At 67.1% G+C, this 21,629-nt stretch carries 12 protein-coding genes; all 12 read right to left on the bottom strand.

Features of this window, described 5'->3' with window-relative positions:
• Nucleotides 1-89: 89 nt before the first annotated feature.
• Nucleotides 90-1,364, bottom strand: a complete 1,275-nt coding sequence (locus tag SIDU_RS04355) for an HlyD family type I secretion periplasmic adaptor subunit (protein ID WP_007685402.1) — start codon at nt 1,362-1,364, stop codon at nt 90-92.
• The gene (locus SIDU_RS04350; protein WP_007685404.1) at nt 1,361-2,311 is read right to left on the bottom strand and encodes a cell wall hydrolase; all 951 of its coding nucleotides are present in this window, start codon (nt 2,309-2,311) and stop codon (nt 1,361-1,363) included. Before SIDU_RS04350 ends, SIDU_RS04355 begins: the two co-directional genes overlap by 4 nt.
• 131 nt (nt 2,312-2,442) lie before the next feature.
• The gene (locus SIDU_RS04345) at nt 2,443-4,602 is read right to left on the bottom strand and encodes a type I secretion system permease/ATPase (protein WP_007685406.1); all 2,160 of its coding nucleotides are present in this window, start codon (nt 4,600-4,602) and stop codon (nt 2,443-2,445) included.
• 53 nt (nt 4,603-4,655) lie between these two features.
• On the bottom strand, nt 4,656-6,050 hold the full coding sequence (locus tag SIDU_RS04340; protein ID WP_020821156.1) for a TolC family protein: 1,395 nt from the start codon (nt 6,048-6,050) through the stop codon (nt 4,656-4,658).
• Nucleotides 6,051-6,062: 12 nt separating this feature from the next.
• A complete protein-coding gene (locus tag SIDU_RS04335; RefSeq protein WP_233431869.1) occupies nt 6,063-6,719 on the bottom strand; it encodes an OmpA family protein in 657 nt (218 codons plus the stop codon).
• Nucleotides 6,720-6,807: 88 nt separating this feature from the next.
• Nucleotides 6,808-15,549, bottom strand: coding sequence for an Ig-like domain-containing protein (locus SIDU_RS04330; protein WP_007685412.1), 8,742 nt, complete (start codon nt 15,547-15,549; stop codon nt 6,808-6,810).
• Nucleotides 15,550-16,284: 735 nt separating this feature from the next.
• Entirely contained in the window at nt 16,285-16,926 is a 642-nt protein-coding gene (locus SIDU_RS04325; RefSeq protein WP_007685414.1) for a tetratricopeptide repeat protein, read from the bottom strand.
• A 291-nt stretch (nt 16,927-17,217) separates the two neighbouring features.
• Nucleotides 17,218-18,009 carry a LysR family transcriptional regulator gene (locus tag SIDU_RS04320; protein WP_007685416.1) on the bottom strand — a complete coding sequence of 264 codons (792 nt, stop codon included), beginning with the start codon at nt 18,007-18,009 and terminating at the stop codon, nt 17,218-17,220.
• Nucleotides 18,006-18,404: a Co2+/Mg2+ efflux protein ApaG gene (gene apaG, locus SIDU_RS04315; RefSeq protein ID WP_007685418.1), complete on the bottom strand. Its 399-nt coding sequence runs from the start codon at nt 18,402-18,404 to the stop codon at nt 18,006-18,008. Before apaG ends, SIDU_RS04320 begins: the two co-directional genes overlap by 4 nt.
• A gap of 33 nt (nt 18,405-18,437) precedes the next feature.
• On the bottom strand, nt 18,438-19,646 hold the full coding sequence (gene metZ, locus SIDU_RS04310; RefSeq protein ID WP_007685420.1) for an O-succinylhomoserine sulfhydrylase: 1,209 nt from the start codon (nt 19,644-19,646) through the stop codon (nt 18,438-18,440).
• A gap of 10 nt (nt 19,647-19,656) precedes the next feature.
• Nucleotides 19,657-20,703, bottom strand: a complete 1,047-nt coding sequence (gene leuB / locus SIDU_RS04305) for a 3-isopropylmalate dehydrogenase (protein ID WP_007685422.1) — start codon at nt 20,701-20,703, stop codon at nt 19,657-19,659.
• Nucleotides 20,704-20,764: 61 nt separating this feature from the next.
• Complete coding sequence (gene recO / locus SIDU_RS04300) at nt 20,765-21,499, bottom strand: DNA repair protein RecO (protein WP_007685424.1); 735 nt, start codon at nt 21,497-21,499, stop codon at nt 20,765-20,767.
• Between the last annotated feature and the right edge of the window lie 130 nt (nt 21,500-21,629).

Raw genomic sequence — 21,629 nt, 5'->3', positions numbered from 1 at the left:
TCTAGCGATGGGGAGGAATAGGATAGGTCCGTAATCCAACCAATCACCTGCCTGCGCAGGAAAGAGCAGGATTCCCGTGGCGTGAAGGCTTACCGCTCCCGCAGCGCTTCCGAACGGGCCTTCATGATGGGTTTCAGCAGATAGGCCAGCACCGACTTGCGGCCGGTCAGTATCTCCACGTCGCACACCATGCCCGGCGTGATCGGCAGCTTGTGCGCGCCTGAGCCGAGCCAGGCGCGGTCCGTTTCCACGACCACGGTGAAATAGGCTTCGCGGGTCGCTTCGTCATAGACGCTGTCGGCGGAAACCTGCTGCACCGTGCCGGTCAGGCCGCCATAGATGGAGAAATCATAGGCCGTCACCTTCACCACGGCCCGGTCGCCGGTCTTGATGAAGGCGATGTCGTTGGGCTTCACCCGCGCCTCCACCAGCAGTTTGTCGCCGACGGGGACGATCTGCATGATCTTCTGACCCGGACTGACATAGCCGCCGATGGTCGTCACCTGCACGTCGTTCACCACGCCGTCGACGGGCGAGCGGATCTCCGCCCGCTGCGCCCGTCCCTTTGCGCCCCGAAGAGACTCGCTGTTGACGGCGATCTTCGCCTCCAACTGGCTACGCTCGTTGAGCGCGTCCTGACGGAACTGGTAATTCGCCTCCGACTGCTGCGCCTGCGCCTCGCGGATGGCGGCGGCGGCGCGGGAGGCCTGCTGCTGCGCGGCGTTCAGGCGGCCCTGCGCGTCCACCAGATCGCGGCGGGCATCCAGCAATTCGGTCTGCGGGATGATCGATTTGGCGGCGAGCGGCTCCAGCATCGCCACCCGCTGGCGCGCCAGTTGCACGCTGCCGCCCAGGCTGTCGATGGTCGCCTGCGCCTCGCCCAGTTCACGGCGGCGCTGGTCGACCTGGGCCGACAGCGCGTCCTGCTTGCTGCGCAAGGCCGACTGGCGGACGGCGGCGAGCGCCTGTTCCTGCGCGCATTCCGGCCCGCCGGTCGTGCAGGCCGCGCCCTCGCCCGTGCCCTCCCGCTCCAGACGCCCCGCGCGGGCGGTCAGGGATCGGGTCTCCGCCTGAAGCTGGCCCAGTTCGGACGCCAGCATCGCGTCGTCCAGCCGTACCAGAAGCTGGCCCTTGCTCACCTTCTGGCCGGATCGGACCAATATTTCCTCGATGGTGGTGGGTTCGGCGGACTGGATGACCTGCGCCTTGCTGGACGGGATCACCCTGCCCTGCCCGTGCGTCACCTCGTCCACCGGCGCGAGGCTGGCCCACATCAGGAAGACCAGCATGCCGCCGCCGCTGTAGAGAATGACCTGCTTGTTGCCCGGTTGTCCCCGCAGCCAGCCTATCCAGCGCGAAATCATGGTTGCACCCCTTGGAGATGATGGTCGTCCGCCGCCAGTGTGACCGGCGCGGCTTTTTGCTGGCGGGCGAGCATGTCGCTCAGCGCGCCGCCGCCTGTCGAAGGATCGGGGATGGAGAGTTTCCAGCCCTTGGTCGGGTCCATGCGGCCGCCCACGTCATTGGCCGCCCGCCGTTCGGGCAGGGCTGCGACGGGCGGATAGTCGATGTCCGGTTCGGCCGCCCTGGCGAAGCGAGACGGGTCGAAGGCGGGAATATGCTCGCCGCCCGCATAGTGGCCGGTGAACGCGCCGGGCATGCCCCAGCCGCCCGGCCAGCGGTAGAAGATATGCGCGCCGATCTGCGCCAGCTTCGCCAGATGCGGCGCCCAGCGCGGGAAGACATAGTCGGCGTGATAATGGGTCGCGGTGCCCACTTCCTTCTCGACCCGGCCGGTCAGCGCGTCGGCGGCGATCCGCTTCGCCCGGTTCCAGAGGTCGGGCAGCGGACGGCGCGCCAGCGATCCATCGCAGACGAAGCTGAACTGGCAGACCGAGGCGTCGAAGCGCTGGTAGACGACACCGCACACCGTCTTGGCGAAGGCGGGGTGGCGGACGCGGTTCAGCACCACCTGCGCGACGGCGCGCTGGCCGCTTTCGGGTTCGCGGGCGGCTTCATAATAGACGGCCTGCGTCAGGCACTGGAGGGCGCGGTCATGGTCCTCACCCGCGGCGGCGAGGGCGCGGAAGGGCTTGGCGGCGCCGGTCGCGCTGGAGAAGCCGAGGCGCTGGTTCTCCTCGCGGGCCCGATCTCCTTCCAATGCGCCGCCTTCCGCCGCAGGGGCGGTTTGCTCCGTCATCTGGACCAGCGCCAGATATTGGCGGGGGATGGCGGGGGCGGCTTCCACGATCTTCGCCTGGATGGCGGGCTGGGGTTGGCCTTGGTGCCAGAGCGCGGCAAGGGCAGCCATGGCGGCTAATCCAAAGCCGATAGCCGCAGCGCCTCGTGTTCCTGCGAAGGCAGGAACCCAGTTCGGCCGGCGGGACTGGGCTCCGGCCTTCGCCGGAGCACGTTCCGTCAGGAGGGGGGCCTTAACCGCGCTCATTGCCCTGCCCCCCGCTGGAGCTGGCCGATGATCTCGTCACGCGGGCCGTCGGCCAGCACCACGCCCTGATCGATCACGATCAGCCGGTCCACGATCCGCAGCAGCGCGTGGCGGTGGGTCGACACGATCAGCGTCTGGTCCGGCTCCAGCGCCTTTTCCAGATGGTCGATGAAGAGATTTTCGGTCTGGTTGTCCATTGCGCCGGTCGGCTCGTCCAGGAAGAGCAGCTTCGCCGGTTCCACCAGCGCCCGCGCCATGACCAGGAAGCTGCGCTGCCCGCCCGAAAGGCGACTGCCGCGCTCCCCGATATGCAGGTCGAAACCCGCCGCGTCGCGCCCGAAGAAGCGGGACGCGCCCGAACGTTCCAGCGCCTCCAGCAGCTTTTCTTCGCTGGCTTCGCGAGCGCCTAGCAGCAGATTCTCCCGCACCGAACCGCTGAACAATTCGGCGTCCTGTCCGACATAACGAAAAGCGGAGCGCAGCTCATGCGGATGATATTGGCGGCTGTCCACGTCATCGACGGTCAGCAGGCCCCCGGTGGGAGGATAGAGGCCGCAGATCACCCGGCCCAGCGTCGACTTGCCGGACGCGACCCGGCCGATGATGCCGATGCGCTCGCCCGGCTCGATGCGCAGGTCGACGCCCTTCAGGCTGGGCTGGCTGGCGCCGGGATAGGCGAATTCCAGGCCCTGCGCGACGATGGCGCCCTTGCGGATTTTGGGGATGATGCCCCGCGCCCCGTCCAGCCGTTCGTCGGGCTGGTCGATCAGCGTCTGGAGGCTGTCGAGCGTCGTCATCGCCTGCCGCGCCCGCACGATGACGAAGGCGAGTTGGCCCACCGGCGCGAGCGAGCGCCCGGCCAGCATGACGATGGCGATGATCGCGCCCATCGAAATGTCGCCCGCCGCGAACATGTAGAAGCCGCCAATGACCAGCGCGATGCTCGTCACCTGCTGGCACAGAGCCGCCAGCGTGACGCTCTTGGAGGAGAGCCTGCGCAGCTTTTCCTGGGTCGCCGCGCTCATCCGGGCGTAGCGGCGCCAGCGTTCCAGCATCCGCCCCTCGGCGCGACAGGCCTTCAGCGTCTCTATGCCGCCTATGGCTTCGACCAGAGCCGCGCTTTGGAGGCTGGAATCGGCCTGCGCATCGCGGGACAGGCGGGCCATCGACCGTTGCAGGAACCAGCCCGCGCTCGCCATGATCGCCATCATGACGACTGGCACGATGGCCAGCCAGCCCCCCAGCAAAGCGATGATGGCGACGAAGAAGAAGAGGAAGGCGATGTCCACCACCAGCACCACCGTGGTGGAGGTGAAGAATTCGCGCACGGATTCGAATTCCGAAACCCGCCGCGCCAGCGCGCCCGTGCTGCCGGAACGGGCGGAAAGCGGCGTGTTCAGCACCTTTTCGAACAGGCGTTGCGACAGGCGTTCGTCGATTTCGCGACCGGCCTCGTCCACCAGCCTTGAGCGGGCGATGCGCAGCGCGAAGTCGAGGCTGAAGGCCAGCATGACGCCGACGCCCAGCACCCACAGGCTGGAGGCCGCCTTGTTCGGAATGATCCGGTCGTAGACGTTCATCGTGAACAGCGGCAGCGCGAAGGCGAGCAGGTTGATGATCGCCGCGGCCAGCATCACATAGCCGAAGCCGCCGCGGGCGCGCCAGACTTCGCGCCAGAACCAGTGCTGGCGGGCGCGTTCGTCCCAGGGGCGTTCCTCGGCGCGTTCGCGGCCATGGTCGGCCATGACCACCAGCGCCTCACCGGTGAAATAGCCCTCCAGATCGCTGAGCGGCGCCCAGACGGCTTCCTGCGCGTGCGGAAGCTGGACCAGCGCGTCGCCGCCCTTGATGTCCATGAGCAGCAGGAAGCGCCCGCCACGCAGCGGCAGGATGGCGGGCAGGTTGCCCGGCCGCCATTTGTCCAGCCGGCCCCGGACATGATCGCTCAGCAGGCCGATCTGGTCGAGCGCGGATTCCGCCTGATGAAAGGGCAGCCGCCCGGATTCATCGACGGCAAGCCCCGCGCGAAGGCTGACGACCCCCGGCGAGCGGTCGAAATGCCGCGCCGCGTGGGCGATGCTTTCGACCAGCTCGTCGCCGGGCGCGCCCTGATGGTCCAGCCATTCGGCCAGACTGAGTGTGCTTCGTTCCAACATTGTTTACCCCGCGCCATCCCGGCTTGCACCGGGATGACCCCCAATAATGAAACTCAGCCCGGATAACGCCGCCGCTGCAATTCAGCGGGCGGCAGATCAGGGACATTATAGGTCTTCCGCGCTTCCGCCTTGGCGTCCGAAGGCGCGGCGAGACCCAGCGTGTCCAGCAGCGTGTTGGTGGCCGCCAGGATCTGATATTGCGCGAAAATCTCGGAGAAGCGGGCCGTTTCCGTCCGCACCTGGGTGTTGAAGCGGGTGTTCTGGCTGTCCAGCACGTCCAGCAGCGAACGCCGCCCGACATTGAACTGCTCGCGATAGGAGACGAGCAGCCCGTCGGACACCGTGCCCTGCCGCGACAGGTCGGTCACGCGCTTCTTTTCCGTGTCCCAGCGGTTCCAGGCGGTGCGGACATCCTCCTCCGCCTCGCGCAGGCGCTGGCTGAGGCGGAAGCGCGCTTCGCTGGCCCGGCGGGTCATTTCCTGGACCTTCGCCCGGTTGATGCCGCCATTATAGAGCTGCCAGCGCACGACCACCCGGCCCTGAACGTCGTTGGTGCTGCCCCGGAAGCCGTCCACATCCTCACCGATGCGGCCCGTTCCTTCCAGCGAGACCGTCGGCCCAAGCTCCGACTTCGCTTCGTCCACGACGGCGTGCGCCGCCTGGATGTCGGCTTCCGCCTCGCGCACCAGCGGATTGTGGGTGCGGGCGGCGGCGATGGCTTCGTCCAGCGTCGGCGGCACGGCGCTCGTCACCGGATCGGGCATCACCACCTGATCGATGGACAAGCCGGTCAGCGTGCGGAAGGAAATGGCCGCATTGGTCATGTCCTGCTCCGCCTCGCTCTTGCGGACGAGGGCGGCTTGCAGCCTTTCCTCCGCCTGCTGCTGGTCGGCGATGCTGATCGAACCCTTGGAGACACCCTCGCCCAGGTCGCCCAGCAGCTTGCGGTGGAAGGCGATATTGTCCTCCGCCGCCGCGACGACCCGCTGCTGGAGCATATAGTCCAGATATTGGCGGGTGACGTTCAGCGCCACGAATTGCGAGCGTTCGCCCACGCGCAGGGCAGCGCCGTCGGTGCGGGCCGCCTGCCGCCGCTTTTCAGCGCTGCGATAGCCGGAGTCCCAGACGGTCTGTTCCGCCCGGACGCTGGCTTCCAGCGGCCAGAGCGTCTGGTCGTCCAGGTTCAGCGCGCGGCGGGTGGCGTTTTCCAGGCGGCGGACGCCCGCCGACCCTTCGACGCTGACGCGGGGCAGATAGAGCCCCTTCGCCTGTTCGCGTTCGAATTCGATGGCCTGCTTGTTCTGGATCGCCTGGTTGATCTCCGGATGGCTGTCGATCGCCGCGGCGATGGCGCTCTTGAGATCGGTGGTCTGGGCCCAGCCCGTCGAAACCATGGCCGCCGCGCATAGGGCGATCAGGCTGCCGCATGTCTTGCGCATGATAGTCATGCCTTCCTCCCCTTAATTCGCGCTGGCGGTGATTTCGACCCGACGGTTCATCGGTTCGCGCACACCATCGGCGGTTTCGATCTTCAATTGGGTTTCGCCCAGGCCGGTGACGGTGATGGCGTCGGCGGACACGCCGCCCTGGCTCATCAGGCTGGCGACATTGCGCGCCCGGCGCAGCGACAGCCCGTCATTATAGCGGTTGCTGCCCGACGTGTCGGTATAGCCGGTGACGCCGAAGCGGGTCCAACCGCATTGCGCCGCCGTCTGCGTCAGCGTGGAGATGGTGCTGACGCCTTCGGGAAGCGGGGTGTCCATGTTCCAGTCGAAGAAGATTGACACCGCCGGCGCCGTGCAGTCCAGCGCGGGTGGGGCTGAAGCTGCCGGCACCGGCGGCGGTGGCGGCGCCGAAAGGCGGGCCACAAAGTCGTCGCACTTGTTGATGCTGTCCGCATCCTTCGTGCCGGATTTGATGAAGCCGATGGCGATGCCGCACTGGTTCTTCGCCTCGACCGCGTAGGTCCAGCGGCTGTCCTGCGCGGCGCGCACGCTGGCGTCGCCAACGGCCTTGACCGCCGTGTCGTACCGGCTGGTCAGCGCGTCCCGCAATTCGGACTTGCCCAGTTGCAGCAAGGGCGAAGCAGGCGCCGCCCAGGCCGCTGTCGTCAGCATGACGGTCGCCAACCCGGCGGCCGCAGCCTTTCCAACTGCATTTCGCATATTCACTCTCCCCAAAATTCCCCGCGAGAAAATCGAATTGTCAGCCATGGGCGACCGCCATCGCTTCATGCGCGACCATCGCCGCTTCGAAGATGGCCGTAGCCGCCGCCAGATGCCCGCTGTCCACCGCCTCGCCCGCGACCGGGTTCAACAGGATGGGCGTCGAGGCATGCTCGCCACCCGGCAGGGCGGCCAGCAGCGCGTCGATGTTCGGCGCGTCATGGGCGCCCAGCGCTTCTTTGACGACATCGGCGGCATTGGCTGCCGGAGCGGCCTGCTGCGCAGCCAGGACCACCGCCGCATTGCCGTCGAAGGCAGGCGGCAGGTCGATGGACTGGGCCAGCAGACCCTGATGACCGCTGAGGTCGGGCTGAGGCGCGTCGGCCGTTTCGACGGTCGAGCCATGCGCATCGCCATCGGACAGGGTGGCATGGTCGGGCGCGGCCTCTTCAGCGGCGTGGCCGGTCGGCGCAGGCTGCTCATGGGTCGCCTGATCGTCGTTCGCGGCGAGCGTGGCGGGCGCGCTTTCCTGCGTGGCGGCAGGCTCGGCCTCGACCGTGGCGGCCGGGGCGGTTTCCGTGACCGGCACGGCGCTTTCGGTCGCGGTCGGCGCGGGTTGCTGCTCGGCCGGAGCCTCGGCCGCGCCCGCCACGGCGACCAGGCTGGCCGCGACCAGCGCCTGGTTGAAGCCGCTGGCGGTGCTTTCCGTCTTGCTGACGTCGCTTTCCTTGGCTCCCGTGGCGAACATGACGTCGCCGATGGTTCCCTTGGTGCCGTCGGTGCGGGTGAAGCTCGCTTCGCCCAGCACCGTGACGTCGCCATTGGCGGCGCTGTAGGTCTTGCCGTCGGAATTCAGGTCGATGGACGCGATGCCAAGATCGGTCAGCGACTTGAATTCGCCCTGATCGACCGCGCCATTGCCGTTCGCGTCCTGCCACACGCCGAATTCGGCGAAGGCGGTGTCGGCCGTATCCAGCTTGCCGTCGCCATTGCTGTCATAGGCGAGGCGGAGGCCTTCCAGGTCGGTCTGCGCACCCGGAGCATCGTCGGTAAAGACGATGTCGATGCCCTTGCCCGTGACATGGCCAAGTAGTCCGTCTTCGGACGACACCCACGCCGTCGCCACCGCGCCGTTGCCATAATCATGGGTGACGCCGGCATCCAGGCCCACGAAATGCAGGCCGTCGCCGTTCAGGTCGATCGCCACCGGCGGCGTCGGGCTGGTCGCGTCGACGAAGACGTTGAGCGTCGATGTGGAGGTGACGTCGCCATCCTTGTCCGTCGCCTGCACAGTGAAATGCAGGTCGATGTCGGAGGGCAGGATCGTCTTGTTGATCACCAGGCTGGTGAAGCGGACGCCCTGGCCGCTGCCGCCCACGCCCTCGATCGAAACGCGGTTGAATTCCGACATCACGGGATCGATCAGGGTGGACGTGCCGGTGACGTTGAAATTGGTGTAGACCACCTCCGACTGACCGGTCACGTCATTATAGACGGTGACCTTGATGCCCAGCGATCCGTTGATGTTGTCGTTCTTGAGGATGATGGAGCTCACCATATCCGGATTGACAGTTGCGGCCTGATCGCCCGCCTGTCCCGGATTGTGGAATTCGATGGTGAAATTTTCTCCGTTGCCGACAAATTGATTGTCGACGCCGAAGCCCTGGGTGGACGAGTTCACGCCATTGCCGTTGCCAGTGAATTCGACCCGGCCGTCCGTCGTCTGGACGAAGGGAGTCGGACCGCCCGCGCTGAGGCCCAGCAGCGAAATCGTCTCGCTGGTCGCGGCCTGCGGCGTCACCAGCGTGAAGACCGAAGTGCCGTTCGCATTCACCTGAAGGGTGAAGACGGTGACAGGCGGATTGCCCCCCGGGCCGTCGGGATCGGTCGTGGCCGTCAGCAGCGCGCCCGTGGCGTTCTGCGTGGTGGTGTAGCTGATGCCGGGCAGCACCGGGCCGGTGATGGCGAAGCTGCCATGCCCGTCGGCGCCTGCATTATAACTGAACGTGCCATTGCCCACGACATTGGCGCCGTTGACGACGGTGATGTTGCTGAAGGCGCCAAGCGTGCCGACATCGTCCAGGAAGCTGATGGTCTGGCCGAAATTGATCTGCTGGCTCACCGTATCGCCGTCGCCGTCCACGGCGGTCGCCGTGAGGGTGATGAGGCTGCCCACATCAAGTCCGATAGCCTGATTGGGTCCGGTGTCGGGCGTGTGGAGAACGGCGCGCTGCTGATCCAGCGTCACCGCGCCGAGCGCATCGACCGTCAGTTGGAACACCACCGGTCCCCCGGCCGCATTGCCCGAACTGGTGCCTTCACGGCCCACGACCTTGCCCGATTCCACGAACAGATAGACGCGATTGCCGGTGGCGGTATCGAAGAGGTTGGTGGCCGCGCCCTGCGCGCTGACGCCGAGCGAATAGCTGAGCGACCCCTTGCCGTCGGCCCCGTAGAGCGCAGTGAAGTTGCCTGCGAAGCTGGCCGTGGCGTCAAACGCCAGATTGCTTTCGTCGACGACCAGCGAACCCGCGGCGGGCAGGGTCGCCGTCACCGCCGGGCTGTCGTCGTCGATGGTGACGCTGATCGTGCCGCTGACGCTTTCATTCTCGGCATCCGTCACGGTCACCGCGACGGTGAAGGACTGGTCGTCCTCGCTCGCCGGATCGCTGTGCTTGACGGGCGCGAGAAGTTCGAAGCGATAGGCGCCGCTGGCCACGTCGGTGATCTGCAACGTGAAGACATTGTCCCCCGTCACCGCATCCTTGCCGGTCAGCATGTGGATCGTGCCGTCCCATACCGTCTGGATCACATGGTTGGACAAGGTCCGCAGGCCCGTGTCGGCCACCGCGCCCAGCACGATATTGCCGGGGCCGTCATTGCCGAAGTTGAGTCCCGCCAGCGTCCCGGTCTTGACGATGTCCGCGCCGTCCACGTCGCCCGTCACCGGCTGGGTCACGCCGTTGGCGAGACCGTCCTCATCGACCGTGAAGGCCGCCGCCGCCGTGCCGATCGACGGCCCCGTGTCGGTCAGCAGGACCGAGAAGGTAGCCGAGGAGGTGTCGCCGTCGCCATCCTTGATGGTGTAGGTAAACGTCTCGCCGATGGAGGCGTAAGGCGCCGCGATATTGTGGTGCGACGTGTAGACGAGGTTGCCGCCGACTATGGAGATGGTGCCGCCCAGATTGCCGGTGCCGATCGCGATGGCGGGCGAGCCGGGGCCGTCCGCGCCGAAGACGTCATTGCCGAGCAGCCCGGCGACCGTGCCGACGACCACGCCGCTGGCATTGTCATCGACGATGGCCAACTGGCCGTCATTGACCGCTTGCGGCACGTCGTCCGAAACGGACAGGTTGACCGTCGCGGTGGCGCTGTCGCCGTCCTGATCGGACGCGACGAGGCCGACGCTGCCCAGGGCGACGCTGTCGTCCAGGGCGATGTTCGGATGACTGTCGTAATTGTCGAGCAGCGTTGCCGTCACCTGCACATTGCCGCTTAGGCCCGCGCCGATGGAGGCGGGCGCCGTCAGCGTCAGCGCGACGATCTTGACGCCCGTGCCGACCGGACCGTCCCAGCCCTCGATCAGCGTGTCGCTGACGCGGTCCCAGGTCAGGCCGCCGCCCAGAGCGGACAGGTCCGTGGCGAAGGCGAAGCCGGTCAGGGCATCCGATCCGGCCGTGAAGCTGACGTTATCCTGCGCGAAATCCGGATTGCCGGCGCTGGTGCCGCCCGCCAGATTCTGGTCGTCCAGCGCCAGGCTGATCGGGGCGCCCGCGGAGGGGTTAGCCCCGTCCGTGACCGTGATCGGCTGCACGGCGGTCGACTGGTCCCCATCGCCGTCGGTGATGACGTAGGAGAAGCCCGCGCTGACGCCGCTGGCATTGTTGAGGTTGGTCGACGGGTTGAAGGTCCACGCGCCCGCGGCCGTGAAGGTATAGGCGCCGAAGGCCCCGCTGACGTTCGTCGTGCCCACGGCGTTGATCGCCGTGGTGACGCCGCCGATGGTGACGGAGGTCAGGGTCGCGCCGTCCGCGCCGGGCGTGTCGTTGGTCAGGACGTTGCCGCCGATGTCGGCGCCATCCTCCGCCACGCTGAGGCCAGCGTCGTCCGCCGCGGTCGGGACATCGTCCACCACGTCGATGGTGATCGTGCCGTTGGCGATATTGCCGGATCCGTCGACCGCCTGATAGGTGAAGACCTCCGCGCCCGCGAAGGTCAGCGGACCGTCATTCGCCGTCGGGCCGTCCACCGGCGAGGTCAGCGTGTAGGTGTAGCTGCCATTGGCGTTCAACTGAATCTGGCCGTGGCTGCCGGTGGCGGAACTGGTCAGCGTGTAGCTGACCGCGCCCGCGACGTTGAGCTGGCCGGTCGCGGTTTCGGTGGGCTGGCCCGGCGCGCTGCCGGTGACGCTGCCCGCCGCGATGTCCGATCCGGTGATGCCGGTGTCCAGCGCGGCTTCGAAAACGGTCTTGGTCTGATTGTCCGGGGCCAGCGCGACATTGGCGACGTCGATGGTCAGCGTCGTGGTCGCCAGATCGCCGTCCGCGTCGCGGATGGTGTAGACGAACACGTCCTGCTGATCGGCCGAAATGGCGTTGGGCGTCGCGTCATAGCGATAGCTGCCGTCGGCGAAGAGCGTCAGCGTGCCGTAATCGCCCGCGACCGCCGTGCCGACCTGGCCGCTGACGGGGCTGGACGGATCGCTGCCCTTGGCCACGCCGACCACGCCCGGCGCATAGCCGTCCGCGCCCGGCTGGTCATTGTCGAGCACGCCGTCGGCCGCCGCGACGATCAGCGAGCCGCCCTCGCTCACCGAACCGCTGTCGGCCGCCGCGATGGGCGCGTCGTCCAGCACGGTCACGTTGATCGTGTCGGCCGGAGAGACGTCGCCGTCGCTGTCGGTCACGCGCACCGCGAAGGCGTCGCCCGCCTTGGGGTCGGCCGCGCCGCTGATGCCGTCGCCGTCGCTGGTGACATTGTCGGGGTGGGCCGGGTCGTTGACCGCCAGGGTGTAGCTATAGCTGTAATGCCCCGCCCCGTCGGACGTCACGGTCAGCGCGCCCGCCGCGCCTGCGACGACCACCGGCGTTCCCGCCGTCGCGCCGGTCACGTCGACCCAGGCGCCGTTCTTGTCCTGCACCTCGACCTTGGTCAGCGTGTCGCCGCCGGTCGCGATGGTCATGGAGCCGGTCGCGGTCTCGCTGTTCCCGGCCTGCTGCGTGCCGCCGGGCAGGCCCGCTTCGGACACGGTCATGTCGGTGACGCTGACGGTCGGCGTCGAATCCTGGAGCAGGTTGATCGTCACCGTGGCGGTGGACTTGTCGCCATCGCCGTCGGTGATCGTGTAGGTGAAGCTGTCGCTGCCCTCCGCGCCCGCATTGGGGGTGTAGAGGAAGACGCCATTGCCCTGATAGACGACCGTGCCCTTGGCCGCGCCGCTCTCCAGCGCCACGCCGCTGGCGAGGTTGACGCCGTCCGCACCGGCCACGTCATTGGCGAAGACGTCGATCGTCACGGCCGCATTTTCGGCAAGCTGGCCCGCGACGTCGTTCACCGCCATGGGCACGTCGTCGACCACGCGGATGTCCAGGCTGGCGCTGTCGGTCGACCCGTCCGTGTCGGTGACCACGACCGCGAAACTGTCCGTCAGGCTGCCGTCATTGACGCCGCTGTGCAGCAGCGTGTTGTCGGTGAGGACATAGCTGTAGCTGACGGTCCCGCCGATCACGTCGCCGTCCGCGCCCACGACCGGGGTGAAGCCGGTGATGCTGAGCGTGCCATAGGCGTTGGCGATGGTGACGCCGCTGATGAAGCCGCCCGCGCCGAAGATCGGCTGGCCGCCGACGGTGATGGTCGCCACGCCGTCCGGCGCGGACAGGGTGAAGCCGCCCGTCTGGGTCAGCGCCGCCGCATTTTCCGAACTGCCGCCCGGCAGGTCGTTTTCGAAGACGGTTTCCTCCGCCCCTTCGCCGTCCAGGCCGTTGATGGTGACGCCATCGTCGCTGCCCTGGATGGTGATGGTGATGGTCGCGGTGCGGGCATCGCCGTCGCCGTCGGTCAGTGTGTAGGTGAAGGTCTCGGCCAGGGTCTCGGTCTTGTCCAGCCCCTGGACCACGCCATTTTCATTGTTCAGCGTATAGGCATAGCTGCCGTTCGCCTGGATCACGAGCGATCCGTACAGCCCGGCCAGCGGCGCGCCGACGGTTCCGGCCGTCCCGCCGAAGGCGATGGCGCTGATCTGCGCGCCGTCGGCGCCCTGCACGTCGGCATTGCCGTCGGTGCTATTGGCGTCGCTGCCGCCCGAACCGGCGATGACGTTGCCGTCGGCCACCAGCGGGCCGTCCTCGCGCACCGAGTCCGTGTCGTTCGTCGCGGTCGGCACGTCGTCCAGGATGGTGATGGTCAGCGTATCGGTCGCCGTGTCGCCGTCCACGTCGGTGACGGTGACGACGAAGCTGTCCGTCACGTCGTCGCCGGTCGTGTTGGTCGTCAGTTCATAGGTGTAGTCGATCTGGCCTTCGTTAAGGCCGGTGATCGTCAATATGCCCTTGTCGGTGGCGATGGTCGTTCCGATGATGACCGGCTGGCCGTTGATCGTCACGGTCGCCGGGCCGTCCGGCGCGGTGTAGGTGATGGTGCCGTCCGTCGTGTCGACGCCGCTGCCCGCATTGGAACCCATCGGGTTGACCAGGCCAGATTCGTCGACGATCGTGCCTTCGCCCACCTTGGGGATGGAGATGATCATGACATTGCTGTTCGCGATGTCGATCCGCAGCGTGGCGGTGGAGGTGTCGCCGTCGCCGTCGAGCAGCGTGTAGCTGAAGCTGTCGCTCACCCCGCCCGGCGTTCCGGCCGCGCGGACATAGCTGTAGCTGCCGTCGGCGTTCAGCGTCAGCGTGCCGTAAGCGCCCTCGAACGTGCCGGTGGTCGACACGACCGCGCCGTCCGCGCCCTTGACGTCGGCGCCCGCCGCGCCGGAGACGGTGCCTGCCCCGGTGATGACATTGCCGGTTTCCGGCCCATAGGCGCCGGCGGCGACGCCGTCGACATCATTGTTGGCGGTCGGCACGTCGTCCACGATCCGCACGTCGACCGAGGCGTTGGCGGCCGATCCGTTGCGGTCGGTCGCCACCACGGCGAAGCTCTGCAGGATGCTGTCCGCGCCCGCCGCGCCATGGCCCAGGCTGTTGTCGGTCAGCACGAAGCTGTAGGTGAAGGTTCCGGCCGTGGGCACGCCGCCCTGCGTGGCGGTGGCAGTGAAGCCGGTGATGGTGAGCGTGCCGACCGGCGTCGTCACCACCTGCCCCGTGACGAAAGCGCCGTTCGCCAGCACCGACACGCCGCCGACGGTGACGCTCGACAGGCCGTCAGGGCCATTGACGCCGAAGGAGCCGGTCTTGGTCAGCCCCGCCGCATCGGGCGAGCTGCCGTCGGACAGGTCGTTTTCCAGCAGCACGACTTCAGCGCCCTCGATCCCCGGCGCGCCGTTCAGGCCGGTGATGGTGACGCCGTCGTCCGCGCCGTTGATGGTGATGGTCAGCGTCGCCGTGGAGGTGTCGCCATCGGCATCGGTGATCGTGTAGCTGAAGCTGTCGGTCAGCGTCTGGCCCGGCACCAGGAACTGCACCGCCGCATTGCCGTTGGCCAGCGCGTAGCTGTAGGCGCCCGACGCGGCCAGCGTCAGCGTGCCGTAGCTGCCCTGGAAGCTGCCGGTGGTCGACACCACCGCGCCGTCCGCGCCCTGGATGTCGGCGACGCCGTCGGTCGCGTTCGCGTCGCTGCCGCCGCTGCCGGTCCGGACATTGCCGTCGGCGACCAGCGGGCCATCCTCGGTCACGCTGTCGGCGTCGTTGACGGCGGTGGGCGCGTCATCCGCGATGGAGATGGTCAGGGTGGCGCTCGCCTGATCGCCATCGCTGTCGGTGACGACGACGGTGAAAACTTCGGCGGGCGGCGCGCCCACCACATTGTCGCTCAGCACATAGCTGTAGCCGATGGCGGACGGCGTGATCGAGGTGATGGTGAGGACGCCAAGCGGCGTCGTGACCGTCTGACCGACCGTGGCGATCGCAACGCCGTTGATGGTGACGCCCGCCAGCCCGTCGGTGGCGGTGATGGCGATGGTGCCCGTGGTGCGCTCGCTATCGCTGGCGGCCGCCGAACCGGCAGGCTCGCTGCCGCGCGCGGGAAGGCCAGCTTCGCTCACCCCGGCGGTGGCGGCAGTGGCGCCGGCCGGCTGGTTGGGGGTGACGATGGTAACTGCCGGCTCTTCATCATCCTGCGGCGCGATCGGCAGGACTTCCCGCGTTTCGGGCTGGGTGAACAGCAATTCGGTGGGCGGCAGCAGGTCGCCCAGGCCATGGGGATCGCCCACATTGCCGTCCGGACCAATGAAATTGCCGCCGGAGCTGCGCGGCGGACCGGCGGCGGGCTGGGGCTCTTCGCCGATCAGCAACGCGGCCAGGTTGACCGAAGGAATTTCGACATCGCCCACGACCAGGCGCGGCATGACCACCGCGCCGTCCAGGATCACCATGTCGGTGCCGTCGGGCAGATGGACGATCAGATTGCGTCCCGAAACCTCGATCTGGTTGATGTCGGTTCCGGCGGGCAGCACGACGGTGCCGTCGGGATTGGGCGCGACCGTCCGCACGACGTCCGCATGATGCATCTTGCCGGGATGGACCGCCTTGCCCTTCGCCGCCAGGGCGGCCGCTTCCGGATGAAGGGCCTGCTGATGGTCGACGGTGCCTTTGCTATCCCAATCGCGCTCGAAATCCATTGTCCATCCCACCTGTCGCCATGGGGGCATGGAAGGAGCGCGCAAAAGGCCTTGCCCCGAATGCATGTGCACGCGGACCTGTGCCTTCACCGACATTGCGGCAATCAGCGGATCAGCTATTGCCCCTAGTCACGTTCTCCCGCCGGCAGGATCTTTTTTGCCAAGATCGACTGCCGCCCCGGATTAACCATCTGCTTTTGTGTTTTTTACTGACCCGATGGCTGATCTTATTCGCCGCCCGGATAAATGAGTCACGCAGAATCAAGTTTTGTTAACCATTTTAACGCGATAGGGCCGAAAAAATAACTTAAGGATTATTACGAAGGATATAGTTTCTGAAATTTCGATATATCCTTGCACCTATGCTCAATTGGGATTTGGTTAACAAACAAGGCTTACGGCATATGCGACTCGGACGAGTCGACTGCCTGCCCGGTTCATCCGAACCGCGTCGATGGAAATGAAATGCGACAAGAGGCATGAGGAAACGGGCGACCGGCTTGTTCAGCCAGCCGCCCGTCCGAATTGCGACCCATAGGCTTATCGTGCGGAGCCGTGCTTTCCTTTCCCCGGCTTCGTCCGGCCAGCCTGCGACCGGCGATAAGCTATGGAAAATCAACCCCCTCCGACGAGAATCAGGAATAACCGACACATTATTTTAATCAATTGTCCCGACGACTTATATCCAAGGTTAATTTTTCGAGACCGGGCAAGAAAAAGCAAGGATATCCGCGATCAAGGACGGTTTTCGTCTGTCGACTCCATTGCAGGAGGCGGCATTTTTTCCACATCATCCTCTTGCCGCACCGCTTCGGGAGGGGACGGCGGCGGCACGGCTGGAGCCGGTTTCGGCATGGCGGCGACGATCCGTTCCATGCGCTGGCTGCGCGCGCTGCCCGCGCCGGTGGTCCGCCGGAAGCTGCGCAGCGCATAGTCGGCGAGCGGCCCCGCCGCGTCAGGGCGATTGCGCGCCACATAGAAATCGACCAGATTTTCCAGGGCAAGCTGGCTATTGGGATCATCCTCCCCCCGCGTCCGCAAATAGCTGTCGAAGACGCGCCGGTACAGCCCTTCCGCCTCCCGGTAATGGCCGGTCGATTCCAGATGCAGCGCCAGGTCGTTGGCGGAAATCAGCGTGCGGGGATCGTCCGGGCCGAACAGATCGTCCGCCAGCGTCAGTCCCTTGCGCGCCGGATCGATGCCGTCCGCCGGCTTGCCCGATGCATAGGCCGCCTGGGACGCCGCCACCAGCTTGCGCCATTCCTTTTCCCGCGCCTCGGTGACGTCGGGCACATAGGGCGCCTGGGCATGCAAGGGCGGCGTCAGGCAGAGCAGCAGGGCGCTCCGCAATATCCAGCCCGTCCTGCCGCCGGTCATGGCCCATCCTCTCCGCGTTAAGCCCTATCGGCACAGGCTATGCGCGAGAGGATTAAGAAAGTGCAAGTGGCGTGGGGGTGGGTAGATGTGGAATGGGGGGAAGTTTTGGCCAATTCCCGTCATCAGTTTCCCGTCACCCCGGACTTGATCCGGGGTCCCGCTTTCCTTTCTGAGTGCCCGCCCCGTCCAAGGCAGCGGGACCCCGGATCAAGTCCGGGGTGACGAATAGGGGAATGACAGCTCTCCACCCCGATCGGCCGGTCTGGCGGACCCGCAAGCCATGGCGGAACCCTATCCCGTCAGCGCCTCGACCAGCGCCTTGACCTTCTTCTGCCGCCATTGCGGCAAAGGGGCGATCAGCCAATAGGCCAGCGGCGAAGGGGCCGCGTCGCCCACTTGCCGGACCCGTCCCGCCGCCATGTCCGCCTGCGCCAGCAGGAAGGGCACGCAGGCATGGCCGAAGCCGTTGGCCGCCGCCTCGATCGCCAGCCCCGCGTCGGCCACGCGGATCGTCGCGGGCGCGTCTCCCTTGGGGCAGCCGGGCCATTCGATGCGGTGGTCGGGGCCGCCTTCGGCCGCTTCGACGGTGACGAAGGAGGCTTCGCCCAGCCTGATGCCCTCATTCTCGCCCGGCCCTTCGGCAAGGCGCAGGGCTATATCCAGATTGGCCTCGGTGAAGTCCAGCGTCTCGTCCGCCGCGACCAGCGCGAACTTCAGGTCGGGCTGGCTGGCGGCATAGCCCGCCAGGCGCGGCTGGAGCCATTTGGCGGTGATGTCGCGGGGCGCGGCGATGGTGAGCGAGCTGCTGGACTGGCCCGCCTGCATGGCGCGCACCGCTTCCTCGAACTCCAGGAAACCGGCGCGCAGGGCGGCAAGGCCCGCCTCCGTCTCCGGCGTCAGTTCCAGACCCTTGGGCGTGCGGCGGAAGAGGACGACGCCCAGCAGATCCTCCAGCGCGCGTATCTGCTGGCCGACGGCGGCGGGCGTCACCGCCAGCTCGTCCGCGGCGCGGGTGAAGGACAGGTGCCGCGCCGCCGCATCCAGCACGCGCAGGCCGTTGAGCGGCAAATGGGTACGCTTCATTCGGCCACCGCGGGCGCGATCAGCGCGAAGTGGGGGATGGCGATGTCGAACGTCTCGCCGCTGGCGCCGATCATGTGATAATGGCCCTTCATGGAGCCGGTCGGCGTGTTGAGCGGGCAGCCGGACACATAGTCATAGCTCTTGCCCGGCTGCACCACCGGCTGTTCCCCCACGACCCCGTCTCCGTCGACCCGATGCTGCGCGCCCCGCCCGTCGGTGATGATCCAGTGCCGGGTGAGAAGTTGCACCGGCTGATCCCCGTCATTCTCTATGCGGATATGATAGGCCCAGAACCATCGGCCCCGGTCCGGTTCCGACTGTTCGGGCAGGAAGGTGACGGCGACGTGCACGTTGATGTCGCGCGTCGTCGCGTGGAAGGGGAAAAGTGCGTTCACGGCTTAAGAAATGCGCCTTTCACCCCTGCCCCGTCAACGGCCTATCGACTTGAGGGCGCGATCCAGATCCTCGATCACGTCGTCCGGATCTTCCAGGCCGACATTGAGGCGCAGCATATCCTCCGTTATGCCGACCTCAAGCCGCGCCGCTTCCGCCATGCCATAATGGGTGGTGGAGGCGGGGTGCGTCATCAGCGAGCGCGAATCGCCGATATTGTTGCTGATGTCGACCAGTTCCAGGCCGTTGAGCAGGCCATGCGCCTCCGCCCGGCCGCCGCCGACATAGAGGGAGAAGATGGGACCGGCCATCTCCATCTGCCTGGCGGCAAGGGCGTGCTGCGGGTGGCTTTCCAGGCCCGGATAGAGCACCTTCGCCACCCGGCCTTCCAGGAATTTCGCGACCTTCAGCGCATTCTCGCTCTGGCGGCGGATGCGCAGGTCCAGCGTCTCCAGCCCCTTCAGCACCACCCAGGCGTTGAACGCGCTGAGCGTCGGCCCGGTATTGCGGTGGAAGGGCAGCAGCGTGTTGATGATGAAATCCTCCGTGCCGCAGATCGCGCCTGCGAGGACGCGGCCCTGCCCATCCATCATCTTGGTCGCGCTATAGGCCACCACGTCCGCGCCGAACTCCATCGGCCGCTGGAGCGCGGGCGTGGCGAAGGCGTTGTCGACGACGCTGACGATGCCATGCGCCTTCGCAATGCCGCAGATGGTAGCAAGGTCGGCCACGTCCATGGTCGGATTGGCCGGGGTTTCGAAGAAGAAGACCTTGGTGTTGGGACGGATCGCCGCTTCCCAGGCGGCATTGTCCGTCGCGTCGACCGTGGTCGTCTCGATCCCGAATTTGGGCAGCAGAGTGTCGGTCAGCCAGCGGCAGGAGCCGAACAGCGCCTTGCCCGCCACCACATGGTCGCCCGCCGACAACTGGCACAGCAGCGCCGCCGTCATCGCCGCCATGCCGGTCGCGGTGGCGCGGCAGGCCTCCGCGCCCTCCAGCAGGGCGATGCGCTGTTCCAGCATCTCCACCGTGGGGTTCTGGAGGCGCGAATAGGTCATGCCCTGCTGCTCGCCCGCGAAGCGCGCCGCGGCGTCCTCCGCCCGGTCGTAGCTGTAGCCGCTGGTCAGGAACAGCGCCTCGGACGTCTCGCCATATTCGGTGCGGGCGCTGCCGCCGCGCACGGCAAGCGTCGCGGGACGCCAGTTCCGGGTGATTTCGGGGTTCTGCCCGCTCTTGCGCTTCATATTCCTACCCTCAGTTGAGCGCGGCCAGCACGGCGTCGCCCATTTCGACCGTGTTCATCGTCCCGCCCAGGTCGAAGCTGCGCGCCCCATCGGCCAGCGCCTTGGCGACGGCGGCCTCGATACGGTCGGCCTGTTCCGGCAGGTTCAGCGAGTAGCGCAGCATCATGCCCGCCGACAGGACCGTTGCCAGCGGATTGGCCTTGCCCTGCCCGGCGATGTCCGGCGCGGAGCCGTGGATCGGCTCGTACAGGCCCTGGTTGCTGTCGTTGAGCGTGGCCGACGCCAGCATGCCGATGGAACCGACGCACATGCTCGCCTGGTCGGACAGGATGTCGCCGAACATGTTGCCGGTGACGATGACGTCGAACTGGCCGGGATTGCGCACCAGCTGCATCGCGGCATTGTCGACATACATGTGGCTCAATGCGACGTCGGGATAGTCCGCCGACACTTCGATCACGACGTCGCGCCAGAGCTGGCTCGTCTCCAGCACATTGGCCTTGTCCACCGAGCAGAGCTTGCCCCGGCGGGCGCGCGCGGCCTGGAAGCCCTGATGCGCGATCCTGCGCACCTGCTCCTCATTATAGGACATGATGTCATAGCCTTCGCGCAGCCCTTCAGGCGTCTTGCGCATGCCCTTTTCGCCGAAATAGACGTCGCCATTGGTCTCGCGCACGATCAGCAGGTCGATGGCGCTCGCCACCTCCTGCTTGAGCGCGGAGGCGTCGGCCAGTTCGGGGAAGACCTTGGCCGGACGGAGGTTGGAGAAGAGGCCCAATTCCTTGCGCAGGCCCAGGATCGCCTGTTCAGGGCGCAGGTGCCGTTCCAGCGAGTCGCAATCCGGATCGCCCACCGCGCCGAACAGGATCGCGTCGGCGCGCTTCGCCAGTTCCAGCGTTTCGGGCGGCAGCGGATGGCCCACCGCCTTGTAGGCCGCGCCGCCGACCAGCCCTTCCTCATAGCGGATGCCGGGGATCGCCAGCGCGTCCAGCACGCGCTTCGCCTGGGCGACGATCTCTGGACCGATACCGTCTCCGGGAAACAGGGCGATCAACATGGGGCAACTCCTTCAAACGCGTCGCCGCCCCTTATGAAGCCGCCGCCGCCAGCGCAAGCGTTTAGGCGACCGCTCTTTTCAGCCTGTCCACCAAGCGCTCCCGCGCCGCCAACACATCGGCGCGCCAATCGGTGAGGACGGAGCGTTCGAGGAAGAAGCCGGTCAACCGCAAGCCGTCCAATATGGCGGGCCATTCTCCTGCCCCGCCCTCCAGCAGGAAAGCGGGCAAGGGCAGCAGCCGGTCCTCATAGCCGACGGCGCCCGCCCGGCTGACCGCCGCCGCGCTGCGCGGGGAGACATAGGCCAGATCGTCATTCCCGCCGGTCGCCGCGCAACGGCCGAGGTCCAGCCCGAAGCCCAGTTCCGCCAGCAGCAGCAATTCGTAACGGATCAGCGCCGTGGCCCAGCCCCGCGCCGCCGGCGCCGCCTCCACCGCGCCCAGCACGCCGTCCAGCGCCTGATGGAGCGCGGGATAGGGCGTCCCTTCCGGCAAGGCGACCGCGGTGAGCGCGCAGGCCCAATCGATCGCCGCCGCCGGCAACGGCTCCGCCAGGAGCGGGGCGCGGCTGTGCTCCAGTTCGACGGTCAGTCCGGCCAATTGCTCCTCCGTCCGGGCGCGGAACTCGGCCTTCACGGCATTGCCCGGCAACAGCACGGGGCGCAACCGACGCGAGCGCCCGCCCCGCACATAGCCGGCGAGCAGGCCATGGCCAGGAGTCAGAAGACGCGCGATCGCCCCATGTTCGCCATGTGGGCGCAGCGCGCAGACCAGGGCCGGGGTGATCAGCGTCGCCATGCCCCTTTCATATCGGCCAACGGCCCGGCGCGCCATCCATGTCCGCTCGCGGCCGGACTGTCCCGAAATCGCGCAAAATCGCCGCGCAAGGCCCTGCGGCCCTTTCGATATAGGTTGCTTTTCCATCAGG

This window comes from Sphingobium indicum B90A (assembly GCF_000264945.2).
Classification (GTDB): domain Bacteria; phylum Pseudomonadota; class Alphaproteobacteria; order Sphingomonadales; family Sphingomonadaceae; genus Sphingobium; species Sphingobium indicum.
This window is presented reverse-complemented; position numbering and strand designations above follow the sequence as displayed.

What these genes read in the sequence shown, in the direction of transcription:
- SIDU_RS04335 (WP_233431869.1), bottom strand. Translation starts at nt 6,719, where the DNA reads ATGCTGACGACAGCGGCCTGGGCGGCGCCTGCTTCGCCCTTGCTGCAA.
- SIDU_RS04355 (WP_007685402.1), bottom strand. Translation starts at nt 1,364, where the DNA reads ATGATTTCGCGCTGGATAGGCTGGCTGCGGGGACAACCGGGCAACAAG.
- SIDU_RS04345 (WP_007685406.1), bottom strand. Translation starts at nt 4,602, where the DNA reads ATGTTGGAACGAAGCACACTCAGTCTGGCCGAATGGCTGGACCATCAG.
- recO (WP_007685424.1), bottom strand. Translation starts at nt 21,499, where the DNA reads ATGGCGACGCTGATCACCCCGGCCCTGGTCTGCGCGCTGCGCCCACAT.
- SIDU_RS04325 (WP_007685414.1), bottom strand. Translation starts at nt 16,926, where the DNA reads ATGACCGGCGGCAGGACGGGCTGGATATTGCGGAGCGCCCTGCTGCTC.
- SIDU_RS04340 (WP_020821156.1), bottom strand. Translation starts at nt 6,050, where the DNA reads ATGACTATCATGCGCAAGACATGCGGCAGCCTGATCGCCCTATGCGCG.
- leuB (WP_007685422.1), bottom strand. Translation starts at nt 20,703, where the DNA reads ATGTTGATCGCCCTGTTTCCCGGAGACGGTATCGGTCCAGAGATCGTC.
- SIDU_RS04350 (WP_007685404.1), bottom strand. Translation starts at nt 2,311, where the DNA reads ATGGCTGCCCTTGCCGCGCTCTGGCACCAAGGCCAACCCCAGCCCGCC.
- SIDU_RS04320 (WP_007685416.1), bottom strand. Translation starts at nt 18,009, where the DNA reads ATGAAGCGTACCCATTTGCCGCTCAACGGCCTGCGCGTGCTGGATGCG.
- metZ (WP_007685420.1), bottom strand. Translation starts at nt 19,646, where the DNA reads ATGAAGCGCAAGAGCGGGCAGAACCCCGAAATCACCCGGAACTGGCGT.
- SIDU_RS04330 (WP_007685412.1), bottom strand. Translation starts at nt 15,549, where the DNA reads ATGGATTTCGAGCGCGATTGGGATAGCAAAGGCACCGTCGACCATCAG.